The 19,247-nt window shown below is 68.1% G+C and carries 17 protein-coding genes and 1 tRNA gene; 5 read left to right on the top strand and 13 right to left on the bottom strand.

Annotation, left to right across the window (positions count from 1 at the left end; translation table 11 throughout):
* Positions 1-19 precede the first annotated feature (19 nt).
* Positions 20-253 (top strand): hypothetical protein, encoded by a 234-nt coding sequence (locus ACFV9D_RS13965; protein WP_385145082.1) that lies wholly within the window; start codon positions 20-22, stop codon positions 251-253.
* Positions 240-503, top strand: a complete 264-nt coding sequence (locus ACFV9D_RS13960) for a hypothetical protein (protein ID WP_385145080.1) — start codon at positions 240-242, stop codon at positions 501-503. The genes ACFV9D_RS13965 and ACFV9D_RS13960 overlap by 14 nt, the downstream gene beginning before the upstream one ends.
* A gap of 59 nt (positions 504-562) precedes the next feature.
* Here the strand turns inward: ACFV9D_RS13960 and ACFV9D_RS13955 are convergent, their stop codons facing one another.
* The 10 genes from ACFV9D_RS13955 to ACFV9D_RS13910 all read right to left on the bottom strand — a co-directional run bounded on the left by ACFV9D_RS13955 (position 563) and on the right by ACFV9D_RS13910 (position 13,770).
* Positions 563-4,462: a DNA-directed RNA polymerase subunit beta' gene (locus ACFV9D_RS13955; RefSeq protein WP_385145078.1), complete on the bottom strand. Its 3,900-nt coding sequence runs from the start codon at positions 4,460-4,462 to the stop codon at positions 563-565.
* Between the two features lie 107 nt (positions 4,463-4,569).
* Positions 4,570-8,052 carry a DNA-directed RNA polymerase subunit beta gene (rpoB, locus tag ACFV9D_RS13950; RefSeq protein WP_385145076.1) on the bottom strand — a complete coding sequence of 1,161 codons (3,483 nt, stop codon included), beginning with the start codon at positions 8,050-8,052 and terminating at the stop codon, positions 4,570-4,572.
* 543 nt (positions 8,053-8,595) lie between these two features.
* Entirely contained in the window at positions 8,596-8,976 is a 381-nt protein-coding gene (rplL, locus tag ACFV9D_RS13945) for a 50S ribosomal protein L7/L12 (RefSeq protein WP_385145074.1), read from the bottom strand.
* A gap of 113 nt (positions 8,977-9,089) precedes the next feature.
* Positions 9,090-9,620 carry a 50S ribosomal protein L10 gene (gene rplJ, locus ACFV9D_RS13940; protein ID WP_215069828.1) on the bottom strand — a complete coding sequence of 177 codons (531 nt, stop codon included), beginning with the start codon at positions 9,618-9,620 and terminating at the stop codon, positions 9,090-9,092.
* Between the two features lie 273 nt (positions 9,621-9,893).
* The gene (locus tag ACFV9D_RS13935; protein ID WP_385145072.1) at positions 9,894-10,841 is read right to left on the bottom strand and encodes a hypothetical protein; all 948 of its coding nucleotides are present in this window, start codon (positions 10,839-10,841) and stop codon (positions 9,894-9,896) included.
* Positions 10,842-10,982: 141 nt separating this feature from the next.
* Positions 10,983-11,711 (bottom strand): 50S ribosomal protein L1, encoded by a 729-nt coding sequence (rplA, locus tag ACFV9D_RS13930; protein WP_385145070.1) that lies wholly within the window; start codon positions 11,709-11,711, stop codon positions 10,983-10,985.
* A 78-nt stretch (positions 11,712-11,789) separates the two neighbouring features.
* Positions 11,790-12,224: a 50S ribosomal protein L11 gene (gene rplK, locus ACFV9D_RS13925; RefSeq protein ID WP_030318720.1), complete on the bottom strand. Its 435-nt coding sequence runs from the start codon at positions 12,222-12,224 to the stop codon at positions 11,790-11,792.
* 166 nt (positions 12,225-12,390) lie between these two features.
* The gene (gene nusG / locus ACFV9D_RS13920; RefSeq protein WP_385145068.1) at positions 12,391-13,263 is read right to left on the bottom strand and encodes a transcription termination/antitermination protein NusG; all 873 of its coding nucleotides are present in this window, start codon (positions 13,261-13,263) and stop codon (positions 12,391-12,393) included.
* Between the two features lie 43 nt (positions 13,264-13,306).
* Positions 13,307-13,594 (bottom strand): preprotein translocase subunit SecE, encoded by a 288-nt coding sequence (gene secE, locus ACFV9D_RS13915; protein ID WP_361860960.1) that lies wholly within the window; start codon positions 13,592-13,594, stop codon positions 13,307-13,309.
* A gap of 103 nt (positions 13,595-13,697) precedes the next feature.
* A tRNA-Trp gene (locus ACFV9D_RS13910) sits at positions 13,698-13,770 on the bottom strand.
* A gap of 203 nt (positions 13,771-13,973) precedes the next feature.
* On the opposite strand from ACFV9D_RS13910, the gene ACFV9D_RS13905 reads away from it, so the two are divergent.
* Both ACFV9D_RS13905 and ACFV9D_RS13900 read left to right on the top strand, forming a co-directional pair.
* The gene (locus ACFV9D_RS13905) at positions 13,974-15,200 is read left to right on the top strand and encodes a pyridoxal phosphate-dependent aminotransferase (protein WP_385145065.1); all 1,227 of its coding nucleotides are present in this window, start codon (positions 13,974-13,976) and stop codon (positions 15,198-15,200) included.
* 125 nt (positions 15,201-15,325) lie between these two features.
* Positions 15,326-16,369, top strand: coding sequence for an adenosine deaminase (locus tag ACFV9D_RS13900; protein WP_385145063.1), 1,044 nt, complete (start codon positions 15,326-15,328; stop codon positions 16,367-16,369).
* On the opposite strand, the gene ACFV9D_RS13895 is transcribed toward ACFV9D_RS13900, so the two are convergent.
* A complete protein-coding gene (locus ACFV9D_RS13895; RefSeq protein ID WP_385145061.1) occupies positions 16,366-16,962 on the bottom strand; it encodes a TetR/AcrR family transcriptional regulator in 597 nt (198 codons plus the stop codon). The two genes, ACFV9D_RS13900 and ACFV9D_RS13895, sit on opposite strands and share 4 nt — an antisense overlap.
* A gap of 87 nt (positions 16,963-17,049) precedes the next feature.
* Between ACFV9D_RS13895 and ACFV9D_RS13890 the strand changes: the two genes are divergently transcribed.
* Positions 17,050-17,682, top strand: a complete 633-nt coding sequence (locus ACFV9D_RS13890; RefSeq protein ID WP_385145059.1) for an NAD(P)-dependent oxidoreductase — start codon at positions 17,050-17,052, stop codon at positions 17,680-17,682.
* 26 nt (positions 17,683-17,708) lie between these two features.
* Here ACFV9D_RS13890 and ACFV9D_RS13885 read toward each other — a convergent pair whose 3' ends face one another.
* Both ACFV9D_RS13885 and ACFV9D_RS13880 read right to left on the bottom strand, forming a co-directional pair.
* Positions 17,709-18,647 carry a hypothetical protein gene (locus ACFV9D_RS13885; protein WP_385145057.1) on the bottom strand — a complete coding sequence of 313 codons (939 nt, stop codon included), beginning with the start codon at positions 18,645-18,647 and terminating at the stop codon, positions 17,709-17,711.
* Positions 18,647-19,171, bottom strand: coding sequence for a SigE family RNA polymerase sigma factor (locus tag ACFV9D_RS13880; RefSeq protein ID WP_385145055.1), 525 nt, complete (start codon positions 19,169-19,171; stop codon positions 18,647-18,649). The genes ACFV9D_RS13885 and ACFV9D_RS13880 overlap by 1 nt, the downstream gene beginning before the upstream one ends.
* Positions 19,172-19,247 lie beyond the last annotated feature (76 nt).

Below are 19,247 nucleotides of genomic sequence, written 5' to 3'. Positions count from 1 at the left end.
CCGAAGCAAGGAGCCCCCCATGTCCGAAGCCGCCAAGCGCACGGCCCGTACCGTCCTCCAGTCCGCCGTCGCCATCGCCGTCGTCCTCCCCGCGGTCGTCGACGCCTCCGGCGTCCCCGCCACCCTCCCCTGGGTCGCCGGGGCGCTCGCCGCCGCCGGCGCCCTCACCCGGGTGATGGCGGTGCCGGCCGTGCAGAACCTGCTCCCCGCATGGCTGCGCACCACCCCGGGGGCGGCCGATGACCGAGTCTGAGCAGCACGACCCGGTCACGGTCGCCATCGAGCTGGAGCGGATGCGCGGCACGCTGGAGGCCGGCTTCGCCCGCGTCGACGGCTCGCTCGCCCTGCTCGTGCAGCGCAGTGACCAGACCGACAAACAGCTCGCCGACATGGAGTCCCGGCTGGACGCCCTGGAGCGCGCCCGCTGGCCGCTCACCAGCATCGCCGCGCTGACGGCGAGCGCCGGCCTGATGCTCGCGGTCTGGGAGCTGGCGGGCCGGTAGCGCGTACGCCGAAGGGCGGCACCCCGGCTTGGGGGTGCCGCCCTTCGGTTTCGATCTACTTACTGGTTGTACGGACCGTAGTCGTAGTCCTCCAGCGGAACGGCCTGGCCGGAGCCGGTGCCGAACGGCGAGTAGTCGATGTCGTCGTAGCCGACGGCCGAGTACATCGCGGCCTTGGCCTCCTCGGTCGGCTCGACCCGGATGTTGCGGTAGCGGGACAGACCCGTACCGGCCGGGATGAGCTTACCGATGATGACGTTCTCCTTGAGGCCGATGAGGCTGTCGGACTTGGCGTTGATCGCCGCATCCGTCAGGACTCGGGTCGTCTCCTGGAAGGAGGCGGCCGACAGCCAGGACTCCGTCGCAAGCGAGGCCTTGGTGATACCCATCAGCTGCGGACGGCCGGAGGCGGGGTGACCGCCCTCGGTGACCACACGACGGTTCTCGGTCTCGAACTTCGAGCGCTCGACGAGCTCGCCCGGCAGCAGCTCCGCGTCGCCGGACTCGATGATCGTCACACGGCGCAGCATCTGCCGGATGATGATCTCGATGTGCTTGTCGTGGATCGACACACCCTGCGAGTTGTAGACCTTCTGGACCTCGCCGACCAGGTGGACCTGGACCGCGCGCTGACCGAGGATCCGCAGCACGTCGTGCGGGTTGGTGGCACCCACGGTGAGCTTCTGGCCCACCTCGACGTGGTCGCCCTCGCCCACGAGCAGACGGGCACGCTTCGAGATCGGGAACGCCGTCTCGTCGCTGCCGTCGTCCGGGGTGACGACGATCTTCTTGGTCTTCTCGGTCTCCTCGATACGGACGCGGCCGGCCGCCTCCGAGATCGGGGCGACACCCTTGGGCTGACGAGCCTCGAAGAGCTCGACGACACGGGGCAGACCCTGGGTGATGTCGTCACCGGCCACACCACCGGTGTGGAAGGTACGCATCGTCAGCTGGGTACCGGGCTCACCGATGGACTGGGCGGCGATGATGCCGACCGCCTCACCGATGTCGACCAGCTTGCCGGTGGCCAGCGAACGGCCGTAGCAGTAGGCACAGGTACCGACGGCGGACTCACAGGTCAGGACCGAGCGGGTCTTGACCTCCTCCACGCCGGCGCCCACGAGGGCGTCGATCAGGACGTCACCCAGGTCGACGTTGGCCGGCGCGATGACCTTGCCGTCCACGACGACGTCCTCGGCGAGCATCCGCGCGTACACGGAGGTCTCGACGTCGTCCGTCTTCCGCAGGATGCCGTCGGCACCCTTCTCGGCGATCCGCAGCTTCAGACCGCGCTCGGTGCCACAGTCCTCCTCGCGGATGATCACGTCCTGCGAGACGTCCACCAGACGACGGGTCAGGTAACCCGAGTCGGCGGTACGCAGGGCGGTGTCGGCCAGACCCTTACGGGCACCGTGCGTCGAGATGAAGTACTCGAGGACGGAGAGACCCTCACGGAAGGACGCCTTGATGGGACGCGGAATCGTCTCGTTCTTGGCGTTCGACACCAGACCACGCATACCGGCGATCTGCCGCATCTGCATCATGTTTCCTCGGGCACCCGAGTCAACCATCATGAAGATGGGGTTCGTCTTGGGGAAGTTCTCATTCATGGCCTCGGCAACCTCGTTGGTCGCCTTGGTCCAGATGTTGATGAGCTCCTGAGTGCGCTCTTCCTTGGTGATGAGACCGCGCTCGTACTGCTTCTGGACCTTCTCGTCCTGCTCTTCCCAGCCCTTGACGATCGCCTTCTTGGCCTCGGGGACGACGACGTCCGAGATGGCCACGGTGACGCCGGAACGGGTCGCCCAGTAGAAGCCGGCCGCCTTCAGGTTGTCGAGCGTCGCCGCCACGATGACCTTGGGGTAGCGCTCGGCGAGGTCGTTGACGATCTCGGAGAGCTGCTTCTTGCCGACCGAGTAGTCGACGAACGGGTAGTCCTCGGGCAGCAGCTCGTTGAAGAGCGCGCGGCCCAGCGACGTACGCAGGCGGAACGAGTCACCCTGCTGCCACTCCGGCTCGCCCTCCTCCGCGACCGGGGGAACCCAGCCGCGCGGCGGAACGGTGCCGATCGGGAAGCGGATGTCGATCTGCGACTGCAGCGCGAGCTCGCCGGCGTCGAACGCCATGATCGCCTCGGCCGTGGAGCCGAACGCGCGGCCCTCGCCCTTGGTGTCACGGAGCTCACCGTCGGTGGTCAGGAAGAACAGACCGAGGACCATGTCCTGGGTCGGCATCGTGACCGGACGGCCGTCGGCGGGCTTCAGGATGTTGTTCGAGGACAGCATCAGGATGCGGGCCTCGGCCTGCGCCTCCGCGGAGAGCGGCAGGTGGACGGCCATCTGGTCACCGTCGAAGTCCGCGTTGAACGCGGTGCAGACGAGCGGGTGGATCTGGATGGCCTTGCCCTCGACCAGCTGGGGCTCGAAGGCCTGGATGCCGAGGCGGTGCAGCGTGGGCGCACGGTTCAGCAGAACCGGGTGCTCGGCGATGACCTCTTCGAGGACGTCGTACACGACCGTGCGGCCGCGCTCGACCATCCGCTTGGCGCTCTTGATGTTCTGCGCGTGGTTCAGGTCGACCAGGCGCTTCATCACGAACGGCTTGAAGAGCTCCAGCGCCATGGCCTTCGGCAGACCGCACTGGTGCAGCTTCAGCTGCGGACCGACGACGATGACGGAACGCGCGGAGTAGTCCACACGCTTACCGAGCAGGTTCTGACGGAATCGACCCTGCTTGCCCTTCAGCATGTCGCTGAGGGACTTCAGCGGACGGTTGCCGGGGCCCGTGACCGGGCGACCACGACGGCCGTTGTCGAACAGGGCGTCGACCGCCTCCTGGAGCATCCGCTTCTCGTTGTTCACGATGATCTCGGGGGCACCGAGGTCGAGCAGACGCTTCAGACGGTTGTTGCGGTTGATCACACGGCGGTACAGGTCGTTCAGGTCGGAGGTCGCGAAGCGGCCACCGTCCAGCTGCACCATCGGACGCAGGTCCGGCGGGATCACCGGCACGCAGTCGAGAACCATGCCCTTGGGGCTGTTCGCGGTCTGCAGGAACGCGGAGACGACCTTGAGGCGCTTGAGCGCACGGGTCTTCTTCTGGCCCTTGCCGGTACGGATGATCTCGCGGAGGCGCTCGGCCTCCTCCTCCAGGTCGAAGGACTCCAGGCGCTTCTGCAGCGCCGCGGCACCCATCGAACCGTCGAAGTACGTGCCGAAGCGGTCACGCAGCTCGCGGTAGAGGAGCTCGTCGCCCTCCAGGTCCTGGACCTTGAGGTTCTTGAAGCGGGTCCAGACCTCGTCGAGACGGTCGATCTCGCGCTGCGCACGGTCGCGCAGCTGCTTCATCTCACGCTCGGCGCCCTCGCGCACCTTGCGGCGCACGTCGGCCTTGGCACCCTCGGCCTCGAGCTCGGCCAGGTCGGTCTCGAGCTTCTTGGCGCGGGCCTCCAGGTCGGAGTCGCGACGGTTCTCGATCTGCTGACGCTCGACGGAGACGTGAGCCTCCAGCGACGGCAGGTCACGCGTACGACGCTCGTCGTCCACGAAGGTGATCATGTACGCGGCGAAGTAGATGACCTTCTCGAGGTCCTTCGGCGCGAGGTCCAGCAGGTATCCGAGGCGCGACGGGACGCCCTTGAAGTACCAGATGTGGGTGACGGGAGCGGCGAGCTCGATGTGGCCCATCCGCTCACGGCGCACCTTGGCGCGGGTGACTTCGACGCCACACCGCTCACAGATGATGCCCTTGAAGCGGACACGCTTGTACTTGCCGCAGTAGCACTCCCAGTCCCGGGTCGGACCGAAGATCTTCTCGCAGAAGAGTCCGTCCTTTTCGGGCTTCAGGGTGCGGTAGTTGATGGTCTCGGGCTTCTTGACCTCGCCGTGGCTCCACTGACGGATGTCGTCAGCGGTGGCCAGACCGATCCGGAGCTCATCGAAGAAGTTGACGTCGAGCACTATGCGTCAATCCCTCTCAGGGTTGTAAGTCTTGGGGTCTGAAACGGGGGTCCTGGGGCCGGCCGGGGACTCAGCGAAATTCACCGAGTCCCCGTACCGGACTCCCGTCAGACCTCTTCGACGCTGCTCGGCTCGCGCCGGGACAGGTCGATACCGAGCTCCTCCGCTGCGCGGAAGACGTCCTCGTCGGTGTCGCGCATCTCGATGGACATGCCGTCCGAGGACAGCACCTCCACGTTGAGGCACAGGGACTGCATCTCCTTGATGAGCACCTTGAAGGACTCGGGGATGCCGGGCTCAGGGATGTTCTCGCCCTTGACGATGGCCTCGTAGACCTTCACGCGGCCGGTCACGTCGTCGGACTTGATCGTCAGCAGCTCCTGGAGGGCGTACGCGGCGCCGTAAGCCTCCAGCGCCCACACCTCCATCTCACCGAAGCGCTGGCCACCGAACTGGGCCTTACCACCCAGCGGCTGCTGGGTGATCATCGAGTACGGACCGGTCGACCGGGCGTGCAGCTTGTCGTCGACCAGGTGGTGGAGCTTGAGGATGTACATGTACCCGACCGAGATCGGGTCCGGGAACGGCTCGCCGGAGCGGCCGTCGAACAGACGCGCCTTGCCGGAGGGGAGCACCATGCGCTCGCCGTCGCGGTTCGGGATCGTGTGCTGGAGCAGACCCGCGAGCTCGTCCTCACGCGCACCGTCGAAGACGGGGGTGGCGACGTTGGTGCCCGGGGCGACCACGTCGGCGCCGATGGCCTGGAGGCGCTGCGCCCACTCGTCCGCGAGGCCGGAGACGTCCCAGCCGCGGCTGGCGAGCCAGCCGAGGTGGATCTCCAGGACCTGTCCCGGGTTCATTCGGGACGGGACACCCAGCGGGTTGAGGATGATGTCGACCGGGGTTCCGTCCTCGAGGAACGGCATGTCCTCGATCGGAAGGATCTTGGAGATGACACCCTTGTTGCCGTGACGGCCGGCGAGCTTGTCACCATCGGTGATCTTGCGCTTCTGGGCGACGTAGACGCGGACCAGCTGGTTCACGCCCGGGGGAAGCTCGTCGCCCTCCTCGCGGTCGAAGACGCGGACGCCGATGACCTTGCCGGTCTCGCCGTGCGGCACCTTCAGCGAGGTGTCACGGACCTCACGCGCCTTCTCACCGAAGATCGCGCGGAGCAGACGCTCCTCCGGGGTCAGCTCGGTCTCACCCTTGGGCGTGACCTTGCCGACGAGGATGTCGCCGGCGACGACCTCGGCACCGATACGGATGATGCCGCGCTCGTCGAGGTCGGCGAGGACCTCCTCGGAGACGTTCGGGATGTCCCGGGTGATCTCCTCCGGGCCGAGCTTGGTGTCACGGGCGTCGACCTCGTGCTCCTCGATGTGGATCGAGGAGAGGACGTCGTCCTGCACGAGGCGCTGCGACAGGATGATCGCGTCCTCGTAGTTGTGACCCTCCCACGGCATGAACGCCACGAGCAGGTTCTTGCCGAGCGCCATCTCACCGTTCTCGGTGGCCGGACCGTCGGCGAGGACCTGGCCCTCGATGACCCGGTCGCCCTCGGAGACGACGACCTTCTGGTTGACCGAGGTGCCCTGGTTCGAGCGGGAGAACTTGGCCATCCGGTACGTGGTGTACGTGCCGTCGTCGTTGGCGACGGTGATGTAGTCGGCCGAGACCTCCTGGACGACACCGTCCTTGTCGGCCTTCGGCACGTCACCGGCGTCGGTGGCACAGCGGTACTCCATGCCGGTACCGACGAGCGGGGCCTCGGACTTAATCAGCGGCACCGCCTGACGCATCATGTTCGCGCCCATGAGGGCACGGTTGGCGTCGTCGTGCTCGAGGAAGGGGATCATGGCCGTCGCGACCGACACCATCTGGCGCGGCGAGACGTCCATGTAGTCGACCTCGGTCGGCGGGACGTAGTCGACCTCGCCACCACGGCGGCGGACCAGAACGCGCGGCTCGGTGAAGCGGAGCTCGTCGTTCAGGGTCGCGTTCGCCTGGGCGATGACGAAGCGGTCCTCCTCGTCGGCGGTGATGTAGTCGACCTCGTCGGTGACCTGACCGTCGACGACCTTGCGGTACGGCGTCTCGATGAAGCCGAACGCGTTGACGCGGCCGTACGAGGCGAGCGAACCGATCAGACCGATGTTCGGGCCTTCGGGGGTCTCGATCGGGCACATGCGTCCGTAGTGGGACGGGTGCACGTCTCGGACCTCGAAGCCGGCCCGCTCACGGGACAGACCACCCGGGCCAAGAGCCGACAGGCGGCGCTTGTGGGTGAGACCCGACAGCGGGTTGTTCTGGTCCATGAACTGCGACAGCTGGCTGGTGCCGAAGAACTCCTTGATGGAGGCGACGACCGGCCGGATGTTGATCAGGGTCTGAGGCGTGATCGCCTCGACGTCCTGGGTGGTCATGCGCTCACGCACGACGCGCTCCATACGAGCCAGACCCGTACGGACCTGGTTCTGGATGAGCTCGCCGACGTTGCGCAGACGACGGTTGCCGAAGTGGTCGATGTCGTCGGTCTCGACGACGATCTCCCGGCCCGACTCGCCGATCGTCTCGGTCTCGCCCGCGTGAAGCTTCACGAGGTACTTGATCGTGGCGATGATGTCGTCGGTGGTCAGGACACCGGCGTCCAGCGGCTCGTCCGCGCCGAGCTTCTTGTTCACCTTGTAGCGGCCGACCTTGGCGAGGTCGTAGCGCTTCGGGTTGAAGTAGAGGTTCTCGAGCAGCGTCTGAGCGGCCTCACGGGTCGGCGGCTCGCCCGGACGGAGCTTGCGGTAGATGTCGAGCAGCGCGTCGTCCTGGCCCTGGGTGTGGTCCTTCTCCAGGGTGGCGCGCATGGACTCGTACTCGCCGAACTCCTGCAGGATCTGCTCGGTGGTCCAGCCGAGAGCCTTCAGGAGGACGGTGACGGACTGCTTGCGCTTGCGGTCGATGCGGACACCGACCATGTCACGCTTGTCGATCTCCATCTCCAGCCAGGCACCCCGGGACGGGATGATCTTGGCGGAGAAGATGTCCTTGTCGGACGTCTTGTCGATCGAGGAGTCGAAGTAGACGCCCGGCGAGCGGACCAGCTGCGAGACCACGACACGCTCGGTGCCGTTGATGACGAAGGTGCCCTTGTTCGTCATGAGCGGGAAGTCGCCCATGAAGACCGTCTGGGACTTGATCTCGCCGGTCTCGTTGTTCGTGAACTCGGCCGTGACGAAGAGCGGGGCGCCGTACGTGAAGTCACGGTCCTTGCACTCGTCGATCGAGTTCTTCGGGGGCTCGAAGCGGTGGTCGCGGAAGGTCAGCGACATCGACCCGGAGAAGTCCTCGATCGGGGAGATCTCCTCGAAGATCTCCTCCAGACCCGACTTCCTGGGGACGTCCTGTCCCGACTCGAGAGCTGCCTCGACGCGAGCCTTCCAGGCGGCATTGCCGAGCAGCCAGTCAAAGCTCTCGGTCTGCAGCGCGAGGAGGTTCGGAACCTCGAGGGGCTCCTTGATCTTTGCAAAGGAGATGCGCAGCGGGGCGGTGCTGGCGCCGTTGTTCGTATTGGTCGAGGCGTTGCGCGAGGCGGCCAAGAGGGGGTCCTTCCGAGGGCTCGGACTCACTACGCGCGTACCGGTCCCCAGCGATGCAGAGGGACAGACGATTCCCGATGGGGCCAAAAGCCCAGGTCAGGTCAGGTCTGCCGACAATGCTCTCGCGAGGGTATGCCCCAGGTGACGGGCAGGGGGCAGCTAACAGGCAGCGCAAAGGGTCAGTGTAGCCACTTGGCCCACTGATGTCCAGGGCGAGTTTTTCGCGACCCTCGTTGTTCTCAACTCCGCGGTACCTCGCGCCGTGCGGCGCACCTCGATACTGCCCGTTCCGCCGTCGATCCATGCCTCGGATACGGATCGTTGTGACGACGCGTCCTGAGAATTGCGCGCTGCGTGCGGTTCGTCAAGGCCCCCCGGTCAGCGGGGGCGCACGGCGAAGATCACCATACTCCGCTCCTCACGGCTCGCACGACCCCCGCCACGCCCGTCCCGGGTACGCCGAAGGGCGACCACCCGAATGGGTGATCGCCCTTCACGAGGCGCCTGAGAGGCGCCTGAGCGAGTCAGGAGACTCGCGAGGTGTTACTTGACCTCGACGGAGGCGCCGGCAGCCTTGAGGGACTCGGCAGCCTTCTCCGCGGCCTCCTTGGCGACCTTCTCGAGGACCGGCTTCGGGGTGCCGTCGACGAGGTCCTTGGCCTCCTTCAGGCCCAGGGAGGTCAGCTCACGCACGACCTTGATGACCTGGATCTTCTTCTCGCCGGCGCCGGTGAGGATGACGTCGAACTCGTCCTTCTCCTCGACGACCTCGGCAACGGCGCCCGGGCCGACCGGGGCAGCGGCGACGGCGGCGGCGGCGGTGACGTCGAACTTGTCCTCGAACGCCTTCACGAACTCGGAGAGCTCGATGAGGGTCATCTCCTCGAACTGGGCGAGGAGGTCGTCCTGAGAGAGCTTCGCCATGATGGGCGATCCTTCCACTAAATCGGCAGGTGCCGGTTGTATATAGAGGCGGGCGTACTTTCGGCCCGCTGCGACCGTCGCCCTAGTGGGCGGCGATCATTGCGCGAGCCGAGTTACTCGGCACCGCCCTGCTCTTCGAGCTTGACGCGAAGCGCCTCCGCGGTGCGGACGAACTTCGACGGCAGCGCCTGGAAGAGGGAGGCAGCCTGAGACTGCTTGCCCTTGAAGGCACCGGCCAGCTTGGAGAGCAGAACCTCGCGGGACTCGAGGTCCGCAAGCTTCTTGATCTCATCGGCGGACAGCGCCTTACCATCAAGGACACCGCCCTTGATGATGAGGTTCGGGTTGTCCTTGGCGAAGTCACGAAGACCCTTCGCCGACTCCACCGGGTCACCGGTGATGAAGGCAGCGCCCGTCGGACCGGTGAACTGGTCGTCGAGCGAGGTGATCCCGGCCTCGTTGGCCGCAATCTTGGTCAGCGTGTTCTTCACCACGGCGTACTGGGCGTTCTCACCGAGCGAACGGCGCAGCGTCTTGAGCTGGGCCACGGTGAGACCCCGGTACTCGGTCAGCACGACGGCGCTCGAGCTCTGGAACTTGTCCTTGAGCTCGGCTACCGCGGCAGCCTTGTCGGGCCTTGCCATAGAGCGTCGGCCTCCTTCCGGGTGATGAGGACCGCTCAGAAGGGGCTGAACAAAAGAAAACGCCCCGGCGCAGGCGCACGGGGCTCAGCTCGACCGGATCAAGATCCGGGAACTCTTCCACGATCACCTGCGCGGGCCGTTCGCATCTCAGCGAACCTTCGGCCACTGCACTCCCTTGCGGGGGCACAGCAACGACCAGCGGTCTTTGGCTTCTGTGGAAGAGTACGCGACAGCAAGGGCGGGGAGCAAATCCGCCCGTACGGCTCAGTCGGCTCAGGCCTGGCCGGCGTCCGCGCCGAGGCCCTTCAGCCCCTTCAGCATCTCGAAGAGGTCGGTCGTGTCCTTGGCCGGCGGCGCCTGGACGGCGGCCTTGGCCCCGTACTCCGAGTAGTGGCCCACGATCTTGACCGTGCCCTGGGGCGTCTTCATTCCGATGTCCATCTTCACCGGGTAGCCGTCGCCGTTCACCCACAGCTCGGTGTCGTAGCCCGTGATGCCGGACTTCTTCACGCTGTCGAGCAGGTCCTTGCGCTCCTTCTCGGAGAGCACGTCGAGGGACTTGTTCGTGGCGGCCATCTGCTCCAGGGTCAGCGAGCCCTTGTAGTGCTGCGCCTCCACGCCGTCGACCTTCTCCGGGCCCACGTGCTTGAGGTTCGGCGAGTCCAGCATCAGGGCCATCTGCTTGGCCGGGTCCTGGTTCATGTTCTCCAGGCCACCGGTCATCGACTTCTGGAGGTTCTTGTCCCCGGACATCTCCGCGGCGGCCTTGAAGTCGAGCTTCATCCAGCGCTTGCCGTCCATCTCGGCGGCCTGCTCGGCACCCACGTCCATGTACATCGCGCCGTCGAGCATGATCACGCGCATCTGCTCGGGGCCCTCGGGATTCCCCGTCGCGAACATGGAGCCCTTCATGGTGATGTCCATCACCGCGGGGTCCCACCCCTGCACACCGGTCATCTCCATGGTGCCGCCGCCCTCCAGGCCGGCCGGCATCGTCATGGTCATCCGGATCTTCGCGGACTTGGCGGCCGACGTCTTCTCGTACGCGGCCTGGATGACCTTCGTGACGGCCGCATGGGTCTGGATCTGCGGCTTTGCCGGCGCCTCGGCGGCCTTCTTGCCGCCGCCCCCGCCTCCGCCGCCCTCACAGCCCGCGACACCGGCCACGACGGCCACGGCGACCAGCGAGACACCGGCGCGCTTCCACGAGGTCCTGCCCATGAGTCCCCACCCCTTGATCTTCAGTTCGTCGGTCGACTGAACGGTAACCCACCGCACCGACGGCGTCGTACGAAAAAACCGGCCCCCCGCCCCTCCGAGGAGGGGCAGGGGGCCGGTGACCACTCAGTGAGCCTGTGGGGCTCAGACCGCGGCCGGGTCCTCCTCGACGAGGAGGTTGCGGGTGCGGTTGGAGTCCAGCGGGATGCCGGGGCCCATCGTCGTCGTCAGGGTCGCCTTCTTGATGTAGCGGCCCTTGGCGGCGGACGGCTTCAGACGGAGGATCTCCTCCAGAGCCGCGGCGTAGTTCTCGACCAGCTTCGTCTCGTCGAAGGAGACCTTGCCGATGATGAAGTGCAGGTTCGAGTGCTTGTCGACGCGGAACTCGATCTTGCCGCCCTTGATGTCGTTGACAGCCTTGGCGACATCGGGGGTGACGGTGCCGGTCTTCGGGTTCGGCATGAGACCACGCGGGCCGAGGACGCGGCCGAGGCGGCCGACCTTGCCCATGAGGTCCGGGGTGGCGACGACGGCGTCGAACTCGTTCAGGCGGTTGCCCTTGGAGATCTCGTCGATGAGCTCGTCGGAACCGACGATGTCGGCGCCAGCGGCAACTGCGGCCTCGGCACGGTCACCGGTCGCGAAGACCAGGACCCGGGCGGTCTTACCGGTGCCGTGCGGGAGGTTCACGGTGCCACGGACCATCTGGTCGGCCTTGCGCGGGTCGACACCCAGGCGGAAGGCGACCTCGACGGTGCCGTCGAACTTGGTGGCGGCGGTGTCCTTGGCGAGACGGACGGCCTCGAGGGGGGCGTAGTTCCGCTCCCGGTCGATCTTGGCGTCCGCGCTGCGGAGAGCCTTGCTGCGCTTCACTTCTGCTCCTGTTGGTTCAGGTATGGAGTCGTGGTGCGGGCCGCGCCGGCCCTACCACTGAGGTCACGAGGGGGGTGATCAGCCCTCGACCGTGATGCCCATGGAACGGGCGGTGCCGGCGATGATCTTCGACGCGGCGTCGAGGTCGTTGGCGTTCAGGTCGGGGAGCTTGACCGTGGCGATCTCGCGGACCTGGGCAGCCGTCAGCTTGGCGACCTTGGTCTTGTGCGGCTCGCCGGAGCCCTTGTCCACACCCGCGGCCTTGAGGATCAGCTTGGCGGCCGGCGGAGTCTTGGTGATGAAGGTGAAGGAACGGTCCTCGTAGACCGTGATCTCCACCGGCACGACCATGCCACGCTGCGACTCGGTCGCGGCGTTGTAGGCCTTGCAGAACTCCATGATGTTGACGCCGTGCTGGCCCAGCGCGGGACCGACCGGCGGGGCCGGGTTGGCCGCACCAGCGTTGATCTGGAGCTTGATAAGCCCCGTGACCTTCTTCTTCTTGGGAGGCATTGCTCTCTCCGGGTCCTAGTGAGAGTGTTCAGCCCGCCATCCGGTCATCCGGATGGAGGCATACCGCACCACGATAACGGGTATAGACGTGCGGCTAAAAACCGAGCAGGTCAGAGCGGCTGTGAGAGCCACTCTGACCTGGGTCGGAAACCTGTGACCTGTGCGGTCAGTTCTTCTGGATCTGGTCGAAGCTGAGCTCGACCGGAGTCTCGCGACCGAAGATCTCGACGAGGCCCTTGACCTTCTTCGAGTCGGCGTTGATCTCGTTGATCGTGGCCTGGAGGGTCGCGAAGGGACCGTCGGTGACGGTGACCGAGTCGCCGACCTCGAAGTCCAGCACCTGGACCTCGACCTTGCGGGCCGGAGCCGGCTTGCCCTCGGCCTCGGCGGCCTCGCGGGCGGCCTTCTCCTCGGCCTCCGGGGCGAGCATCTTGACGATCTCGTCCAGGGTCAGCGGGTACGGGTCGTAGGCGTTGCCCACGAAGCCGGTGACGCCGGGGGTGTTGCGGACGACGCCCCAGGACTCGTTCGTCAGATCCATGCGGACGAGAACGTAGCCGGGCAGCTTGTTCTGCCGGACGTTCTTGCGCTCGCCGTTCTTGATCTGGACGATCTCTTCCTCGGGCACCTCGGCCTGGTAGATGAACTCCTCGACGTTCAGCGAGACGGCACGCTGCTCGAGGTTGGCCTTCACGCGCTTCTCGTAGCCCGCGTAGGTGTGGATCACGTACCACTCGCCGGGCAGGCCACGGAGCTCGTCACGGAGGGCCTGGATCGGGTCGACCGGAGCGGCGGGCTCCTCGTCGGCCTCCTCGGCCTCGACCTCGGCCTCGACGTCGGTGTCCTCGGACTCGGAGTCGTCCTCGTCCTCGACCTCGTCCGCGATGTCCTCGTCGGACTCGTCCTCGATCTGCAGGGCGGCCTCTTCGGCAGCCTCGCCCGCAGCGGCGTCAGCAGCCTCAGCCTGGTCCTCGTCGGCCGCCTCGAGGATGTCGAGCTCGTCCTCGGAAACAGACTCGTTCAGGTTCGGGTCAGACACGGTGGCTGCTTCTTCCTGGATACAGATGGGGTGGAACAAGAAGTCAGCCGAAGACGTACTTGACTGCTTCCTGGAAGCCATAGTCAATCACGGTGACAAGGCCGATCATGATGACAACGAAGACAATCACTACCGTGGTGTACGTCGTCAGCTGGCTACGAGTGGGCCAGACGACCTTGCGGAGCTCCGCGATGATCTGGCGGTAGAAGAGCGCGAGACGGCCCAGAGGGCCCTTCTTGCCGCGCTTGCCGCCCTTGCGGGCCTTCTTCTTCGAGTCCGGCGCCTCGTCCTCGGCATCAGGCATGTCGATGGAGCCCACGGCGTCCGTCACGCTTCTCACCTGATCCCGGGTCATGGCAGTGCCGTGCCGGGTGGATCCGCACGGCGGTGCATAGAAGTACGTACATGCGCACACATCCTGGCGGTGTGTGTAGCAGGGCCGGAGGGACTTGAACCCCCAACCGCCGGTTTTGGAGACCGGTGCTCTACCAATTGAGCTACGACCCTTTGCGGCTTCCCCAACCTACCGCATCGTGAGACGAGGTCGGTGAGGGCCAACGAGCAGTGAGTGTACGTGTTCATGAGCCCCGCGTCGAACAGAAAGCACGTGAGGGCCCCCGCGGACCCTCGTACGACCAGGAATGACCGTTCCTGTCCGCTCCCTGAAACCTGTGTGCCGGGCGGGAAGCGGGTCTGGGAGCATGGGCCGTATGAGCGCTGCTACCCCTCCGACCGAGCGCCGGGTCTCCGCCCGCATCGGTGCGATCTCCGAGTCCGCGACCCTCGCCGTCGACGCCAAGGCCAAGGCCCTCAAGGCCGCCGGGCGCAAGGTGATCGGTTTCGGCGCGGGTGAGCCCGACTTCCCGACCCCGGACTACATCGTCGACGCCGCCGTCGAGGCGTGCAAGGACCCGAAGTACCACCGCTACACGCCGGCCGGCGGTCTGCCCGAGCTGAAGGCCGCGATCGCCGCCAAGACGCTGCGCGACTCCGGCTACGAGGTCGACGCCTCCCAGATCCTGGTGACCAACGGCGGCAAGCAGGCCATCTACGAGGCGTTCGCGGCCATCCTCGACCCGGGCGACGAGGTCATCGTCCCGGCCCCGTACTGGACGACGTACCCCGAGTCGATCCGGCTCGCGGGCGGTGTCCCGGTCGAGGTCGTCGCCGACGAGACCACCGGCTACCGCGTCTCGGTGGAGCAGCTGGAGGCGGCGCGCACGGAGAAGACCAAGGTCGTCCTCTTCGTCTCCCCGTCGAACCCGACCGGCGCGGTCTACAGCGAGGCCGAGACCGAGGCGATCGGCCGCTGGGCCGTGGAGCACGGTCTGTGGGTGCTGACGGACGAGATCTACGAGCACCTGGTCTACGGCGACGCCTCCGCCGTGTCCCTGCCGGCCGTCATGCCGGAGCTGCGCGACAAGTGCATCGTGGTCAACGGTGTCGCCAAGACGTACGCGATGACCGGTTGGCGCGTGGGCTGGATCATCGGCCCGAAGGACGTCGTGAAGGCCGCGACCAACCTGCAGTCGCACGCGACGTCGAACGTGAGCAACGTGGCGCAGGTGGCCGCGCTCGCCGCCGTGTCGGGCGACCTGGACGCGGTCGCGGAGATGGGGCGCGCCTTCGACCGGCGCCGCCAGACCATCGTGCGGATGCTCAACGAGATCGAGGGTGTCCTCTGCCCGACCCCGGAGGGCGCGTTCTACGTGTACCCGTCGGTGAAGGCGCTGCTCGGCAAGGAGATCCGCGGCAAGCGTCCGCAGACCTCGGCCGAGCTGGCCGCGCTGATCCTGGACGAGGTCGAGGTCGCGGTCGTCCCGGGCGAGGCCTTCGGCACCCCCGGCTACCTGCGGCTCTCGTACGCCCTGGGTGACGAGCCGCTGGTGGAGGGCGTGTCCCGGATGCAGAAGCTGCTGGCGGAGGCCCGCGACTGACGGCTCACCGAGTGGCTCGCGGACCCCTGGTTCTCCGGAACCGGGGGTCCGTTTTTACGTTCTAGCAAGGTCCCGATCGGGGAAAGGGGCTGTGTTCGTCCATTCGGGTGCGGCAAGATCCTTCAATGGAGCACGTTTCCGAGCACGCTTTCCGCGACATCAACCTGCTGCCCAAGGCACATCTGCACCTGCACTTCACGGGTTCGATGCGGCCCACGACCCTCCTGGAACTGGCCGACAAGTACGGCGTCCATCTCCCGGAGGCGCTGAGCAGTGGCACACCGCCCAAGCTGCGGGCGACCGACGAGCGCGGCTGGTTCCGGTTCCAGCGCCTGTACGACATCGCCCGGTCCTGTCTGCGGGAGCCCGAGGACATCCAGCGCCTGGTCCGCGAGGCGGCGCAGGAGGACGTGCGGGACGGCTCGGGGTGGCTGGAGATCCAGGTCGACCCGACCTCGTACGCTCCCCTGCTCGGCGGTCTGATCCCGGCGATGGAGGTCATCCTGGACGCGGTGGACGCGGCCGCGCGGGAGACCGGGCTCGGGATGCGGGTCCTGGTGGCCGCGAACCGGATGAAGCACCCGCTGGAGGCCCGTACGCTCGCGCGGCTCGCGGTGCGGTACGCGGACCGGGGCGTGGTCGGCTTCGGGCTCTCCAACGACGAGCGCCGGGGGATGGCCCGCGACTTCGACCGCGCCTTCGCGATCGCCCGCGAGGGCGGTCTGCTGGCGGCCCCGCACGGCGGCGAGCTGACGGGTCCGTCGTCCGTACGGGACTGTCTGGACGACCTCCGGGCGGCGCGGGTGGGCCACGGGGTGCGGGCGGCGGAGGACCCGCGGGTGCTGCGCAAGCTCGCCGAGAAGGGCGTGACCTGCGAGGTCTGCCCGGCCTCCAACGTGGCCCTCGGGGTCTACGAGAAGCACGAGGACGTTCCGCTGCGCACGCTCTTCGAGGCCGGTGTCCCGATGGCGCTGGGCGCCGACGACCCGCTGCTCTTCGGCTCGCGCCTCGCCGCCCAGTACGAGATCGCCCGCCGCCACCACGCCTTCACGGACGCGGAACTGGCCGAACTGGCCCGCCAGTCGATCCGCGGCTCGGCGGCCCCGGCGGACGTCAGGCAGAAACTGCTGTCGGGCATCGACGACTGGCTGGCCGCGCCGGTGGCCTAGCCGATGCCGGCCAGCAGGGTGCGGGCGAGGGAGGTCGCGAAGGTGTCGAGGTCCTGTGGGGGCTCCTTGCCGATCTTCGCGTCGTAGGCGAAGGCCCGCTGGGAGCATGCGCCGAGCAGCAAGGACGCCGCCGCGAAGGTGTCGGCGCCGGCGTCGACGCGGCCAGCCGCCTGTTCGGCGCGCAGGTAGGCGTCGAGGCTCTCCAAGGGGCGGTGCGGCCCGGCGTCGAGCCGCCGCATCGACGCGTCGTGGCGGGCCTTGAGCCGGGTCTCGGCGTAGAGGGACGCGGCGATCGGGAAGCTCTCGGCGTAGAAGAGGGCCGCCTGGCGGGCGATCTCCGTGAGGTTCTCCTCCACCGTGCGCCGACCCGGTTCGGCGGCCAGCGATTCGAGCAGCGGTGCCAGCTTGGGGAGACGTTCGGTCAGGACGGCGACGAAGAGCTCCTCCTTGCCGGCGAAGTACTTGTACAGCGCCGCCTCCGAGCATCCGGCGACCCGTGCGATCTCCTTGGTGGTCGTGCGGGCGAGGCCCACGGTGGTCCACAGCTCATGGGCCGCGTCGAGGATCCGCTCCCGGGTGGGCTTCTTCTCCATGGCCGCTCCAACCGCGCTTGACGAGAGGGTGAGTACACACTCACTCTAGGGGTGAGTGAACACTTACCCACCCCAGGAGGGTGCGACATGAAGCTCACTGTCTTCGGTGCGACCGGCGGCATCGGCCAGGAGATCGTCCGCCAGGGACTGGCCGCGGGCCATGAGGTCACGGCGGTGGTGCGCGACCCGGCGCGGTTCACGGTGACCGGCGAGCGGCTCGAGGTCCACCGCGCGGACCTCACGGACCCCGACGCCCTGCGCGGGGCCGTCGCGGGCAAGGACGCGGTGCTCTCCGGGCTCGGTGCGCGCAGCCGCGCGGACGCCGGCGTCGCCGCGAAGCTGACCCGCTCGGTCCTCGCCGCCATGGACGCGGAGGGTGTCCGGCGCCTGCTGGTGGTCAGCGCCGCCCCGCTCGGCCCCGTCCCGGACGGCCAGAGCGTCCTCGACAAGGCCGTGCTCGCGATCATCAACTCCGTCCTGAAGGACATCTACGACGACCTGCGCGTGATGGAGGGCGACCTGGCGGCCAGCGCCACGGACTGGACGTCCGTACGCCCGCCCAAGCTGACGGACAAGCCCGTCACCGGCCGCTACCGCTCCGTCGTCGGCGGCACCCCGCCCCGGGGCCGCTCCCTCGCCCGCGCCGACGTCGCCCACGCCATGCTGGCGATGATCGACGACCCGGCGACCGTCGGGCAGGGCGTGGGCGTCGCGTACTGAGGCGGGGGACGGGCTGGGGCGGCGGCCTACGCGCAGTCGTCGCCCCGCGCCTCCACCGGGCGGTACGTGGTCGTCCGCGAGGTCTCCCCGGCCCCGGCCGGCCACTCCAGGACCGCGGCCCGCTCCGAGGTCAGGGTCATGAAGGCCGCCAGCGGGAGGTCGTTCACCCAGTCGACGATCGTCTCCGTCCGGCCCTCGGCCTCGGCCTCGGCCCGCCACAGCCTCCCCCCGAAGACCGCGTAGCGCATCCCGCACTCCTTGGTCATGTCGTACGGGTACCGGACGCCCCGCACCGGCCGGTCCGGACCGAGCGTGGCGGCCGGAGCGTCCCCGTACCGCCGCTCGGGCTCCTCGCCGAGGCACTCCGGCGCGGGCCCGGCCAGCGGCCGGAAGGTGATCGCGGGCAGGGCGGGCGTGTCCGTCTCGAAGACCGCCGTGTCCGGCTCGGAGCGGGAGCGCCGGCCGTCCGACCAGCTCATGTAGCCCCGCATCCGGTCCGCCGCCCAGCGCACCGCTACCGAGGAGCCGTCTTCGGCGCGCTCCCAGAGGCGCCCGCCGAAGACGGCGTACCGCAGATCGCAGACGGCCGACAGGTCGTAGCGGTAGCGCACGTTCTCCACCGGCGCGCGGGGCCCGGTGTCCAGGGGGTCGTGGGGGCCGGACGGGGGCTGGGGCCGGTACTTCCCCTCGTACGGGAGCGCGGTCGGGCCCGGGGGTGGGGCGAGCGGCTCCGGGGCCGGGTCCGGGTCCGTCCAGCGGACGCCCAGGACCGAGCCGCCCGCGACCACGAGCGTCGCCGCTCCCGCCGCGAGCGAACGCCGTACCTGCCGGATCCGCCGCCCCCGTGCCACGACCGCGCCGACGGGCGGCGGTCCGGTGCCGCCGTCGGCCAGCTCGCGCAGTCCGCGCCTCAGGGAGTCCTCGGAGTCGTCCATGAAGCGGTCGTCCATCACGCGGTCGTCCATCACGCGCCCCTTCCCGCGTATCCGGCGAGCGCGCCCCCGGCGCGCAGCCGTTCCAAGGCCCTGTTGGTCCGGCTCTTGACCGTCCCGGGCGAGCAGCCGAGCAGCTCGGCCGTCTGTTCCACGGACAGGTCCTCGTAGAAGCGGAGCACCACCACCGCGCGCTGCGCGCGGGGCAGGGCGGCGAGCGCACGGGCGAGTTCGAGGCGCGCGTCGGCGCCGCCGGCCATGTCGCGGGTGTCGGGCGCCGTGTCGGGTGCGGTGTCGCTCCCGGGGCGCACGACCTCGGTGTGCCAGCGGCGGCGGCGCCAGGTCGCGTAGAGGTTCACGACGACCTTGCGGGCGTACGCCTGGGGTGAGTCCCAGCCCGCCGCACCGCCCCAGCGCAGATAGACCTTGACCAGCGCGGCCTGGACGAGGTCCTCGGCGGCGTGCGGGTCACCGGTCAGGAGCCGGGCGGTGCGCAGCAGTGAGGCGTACGCGGACTCCGCGAAATCGGCGAAGTCCGGTGGGCCCGTCCCCTCCACGGCTCCCCCTCGACGAGCGTGCGGCCCCCGCTTCCCGGGAGCCTGTCACCCACTCGACAACGTGGGGAACCCAAAG

This window comes from Streptomyces sp. NPDC059875, assembly GCF_042731085.1.
Lineage (GTDB): Bacteria > Actinomycetota > Actinomycetes > Streptomycetales > Streptomycetaceae > Streptomyces.
The sequence above is the reverse complement of the archived record's forward strand: the minus strand, read 5'-3'. Positions and strand labels throughout refer to the sequence as shown.

Bases quoted from the DNA above. Each gene is read 5' to 3' on its own strand.
- ACFV9D_RS13960 (WP_385145080.1), top strand. From the start codon at position 240: ATGACCGAGTCTGAGCAGCACGACCCGGTCACGGTCGCCATCGAGCTG.
- ACFV9D_RS13965 (WP_385145082.1), top strand. From the start codon at position 20: ATGTCCGAAGCCGCCAAGCGCACGGCCCGTACCGTCCTCCAGTCCGCC.
- ACFV9D_RS13895 (WP_385145061.1), bottom strand. From the start codon at position 16,962: ATGGAGAAGAAGCCCACCCGGGAGCGGATCCTCGACGCGGCCCATGAG.
- rplL (WP_385145074.1), bottom strand. From the start codon at position 8,976: ATGGCGAAGCTCTCTCAGGACGACCTCCTCGCCCAGTTCGAGGAGATG.
- rplJ (WP_215069828.1), bottom strand. From the start codon at position 9,620: ATGGCAAGGCCCGACAAGGCTGCCGCGGTAGCCGAGCTCAAGGACAAG.
- ACFV9D_RS13890 (WP_385145059.1), top strand. From the start codon at position 17,050: ATGAAGCTCACTGTCTTCGGTGCGACCGGCGGCATCGGCCAGGAGATC.
- ACFV9D_RS13935 (WP_385145072.1), bottom strand. From the start codon at position 10,841: ATGGGCAGGACCTCGTGGAAGCGCGCCGGTGTCTCGCTGGTCGCCGTG.
- ACFV9D_RS13885 (WP_385145057.1), bottom strand. From the start codon at position 18,647: ATGGACGACCGCGTGATGGACGACCGCTTCATGGACGACTCCGAGGAC.
- ACFV9D_RS13905 (WP_385145065.1), top strand. From the start codon at position 13,974: ATGAGCGCTGCTACCCCTCCGACCGAGCGCCGGGTCTCCGCCCGCATC.
- rplK (WP_030318720.1), bottom strand. From the start codon at position 12,224: ATGCCTCCCAAGAAGAAGAAGGTCACGGGGCTTATCAAGCTCCAGATC.
- ACFV9D_RS13900 (WP_385145063.1), top strand. From the start codon at position 15,326: ATGGAGCACGTTTCCGAGCACGCTTTCCGCGACATCAACCTGCTGCCC.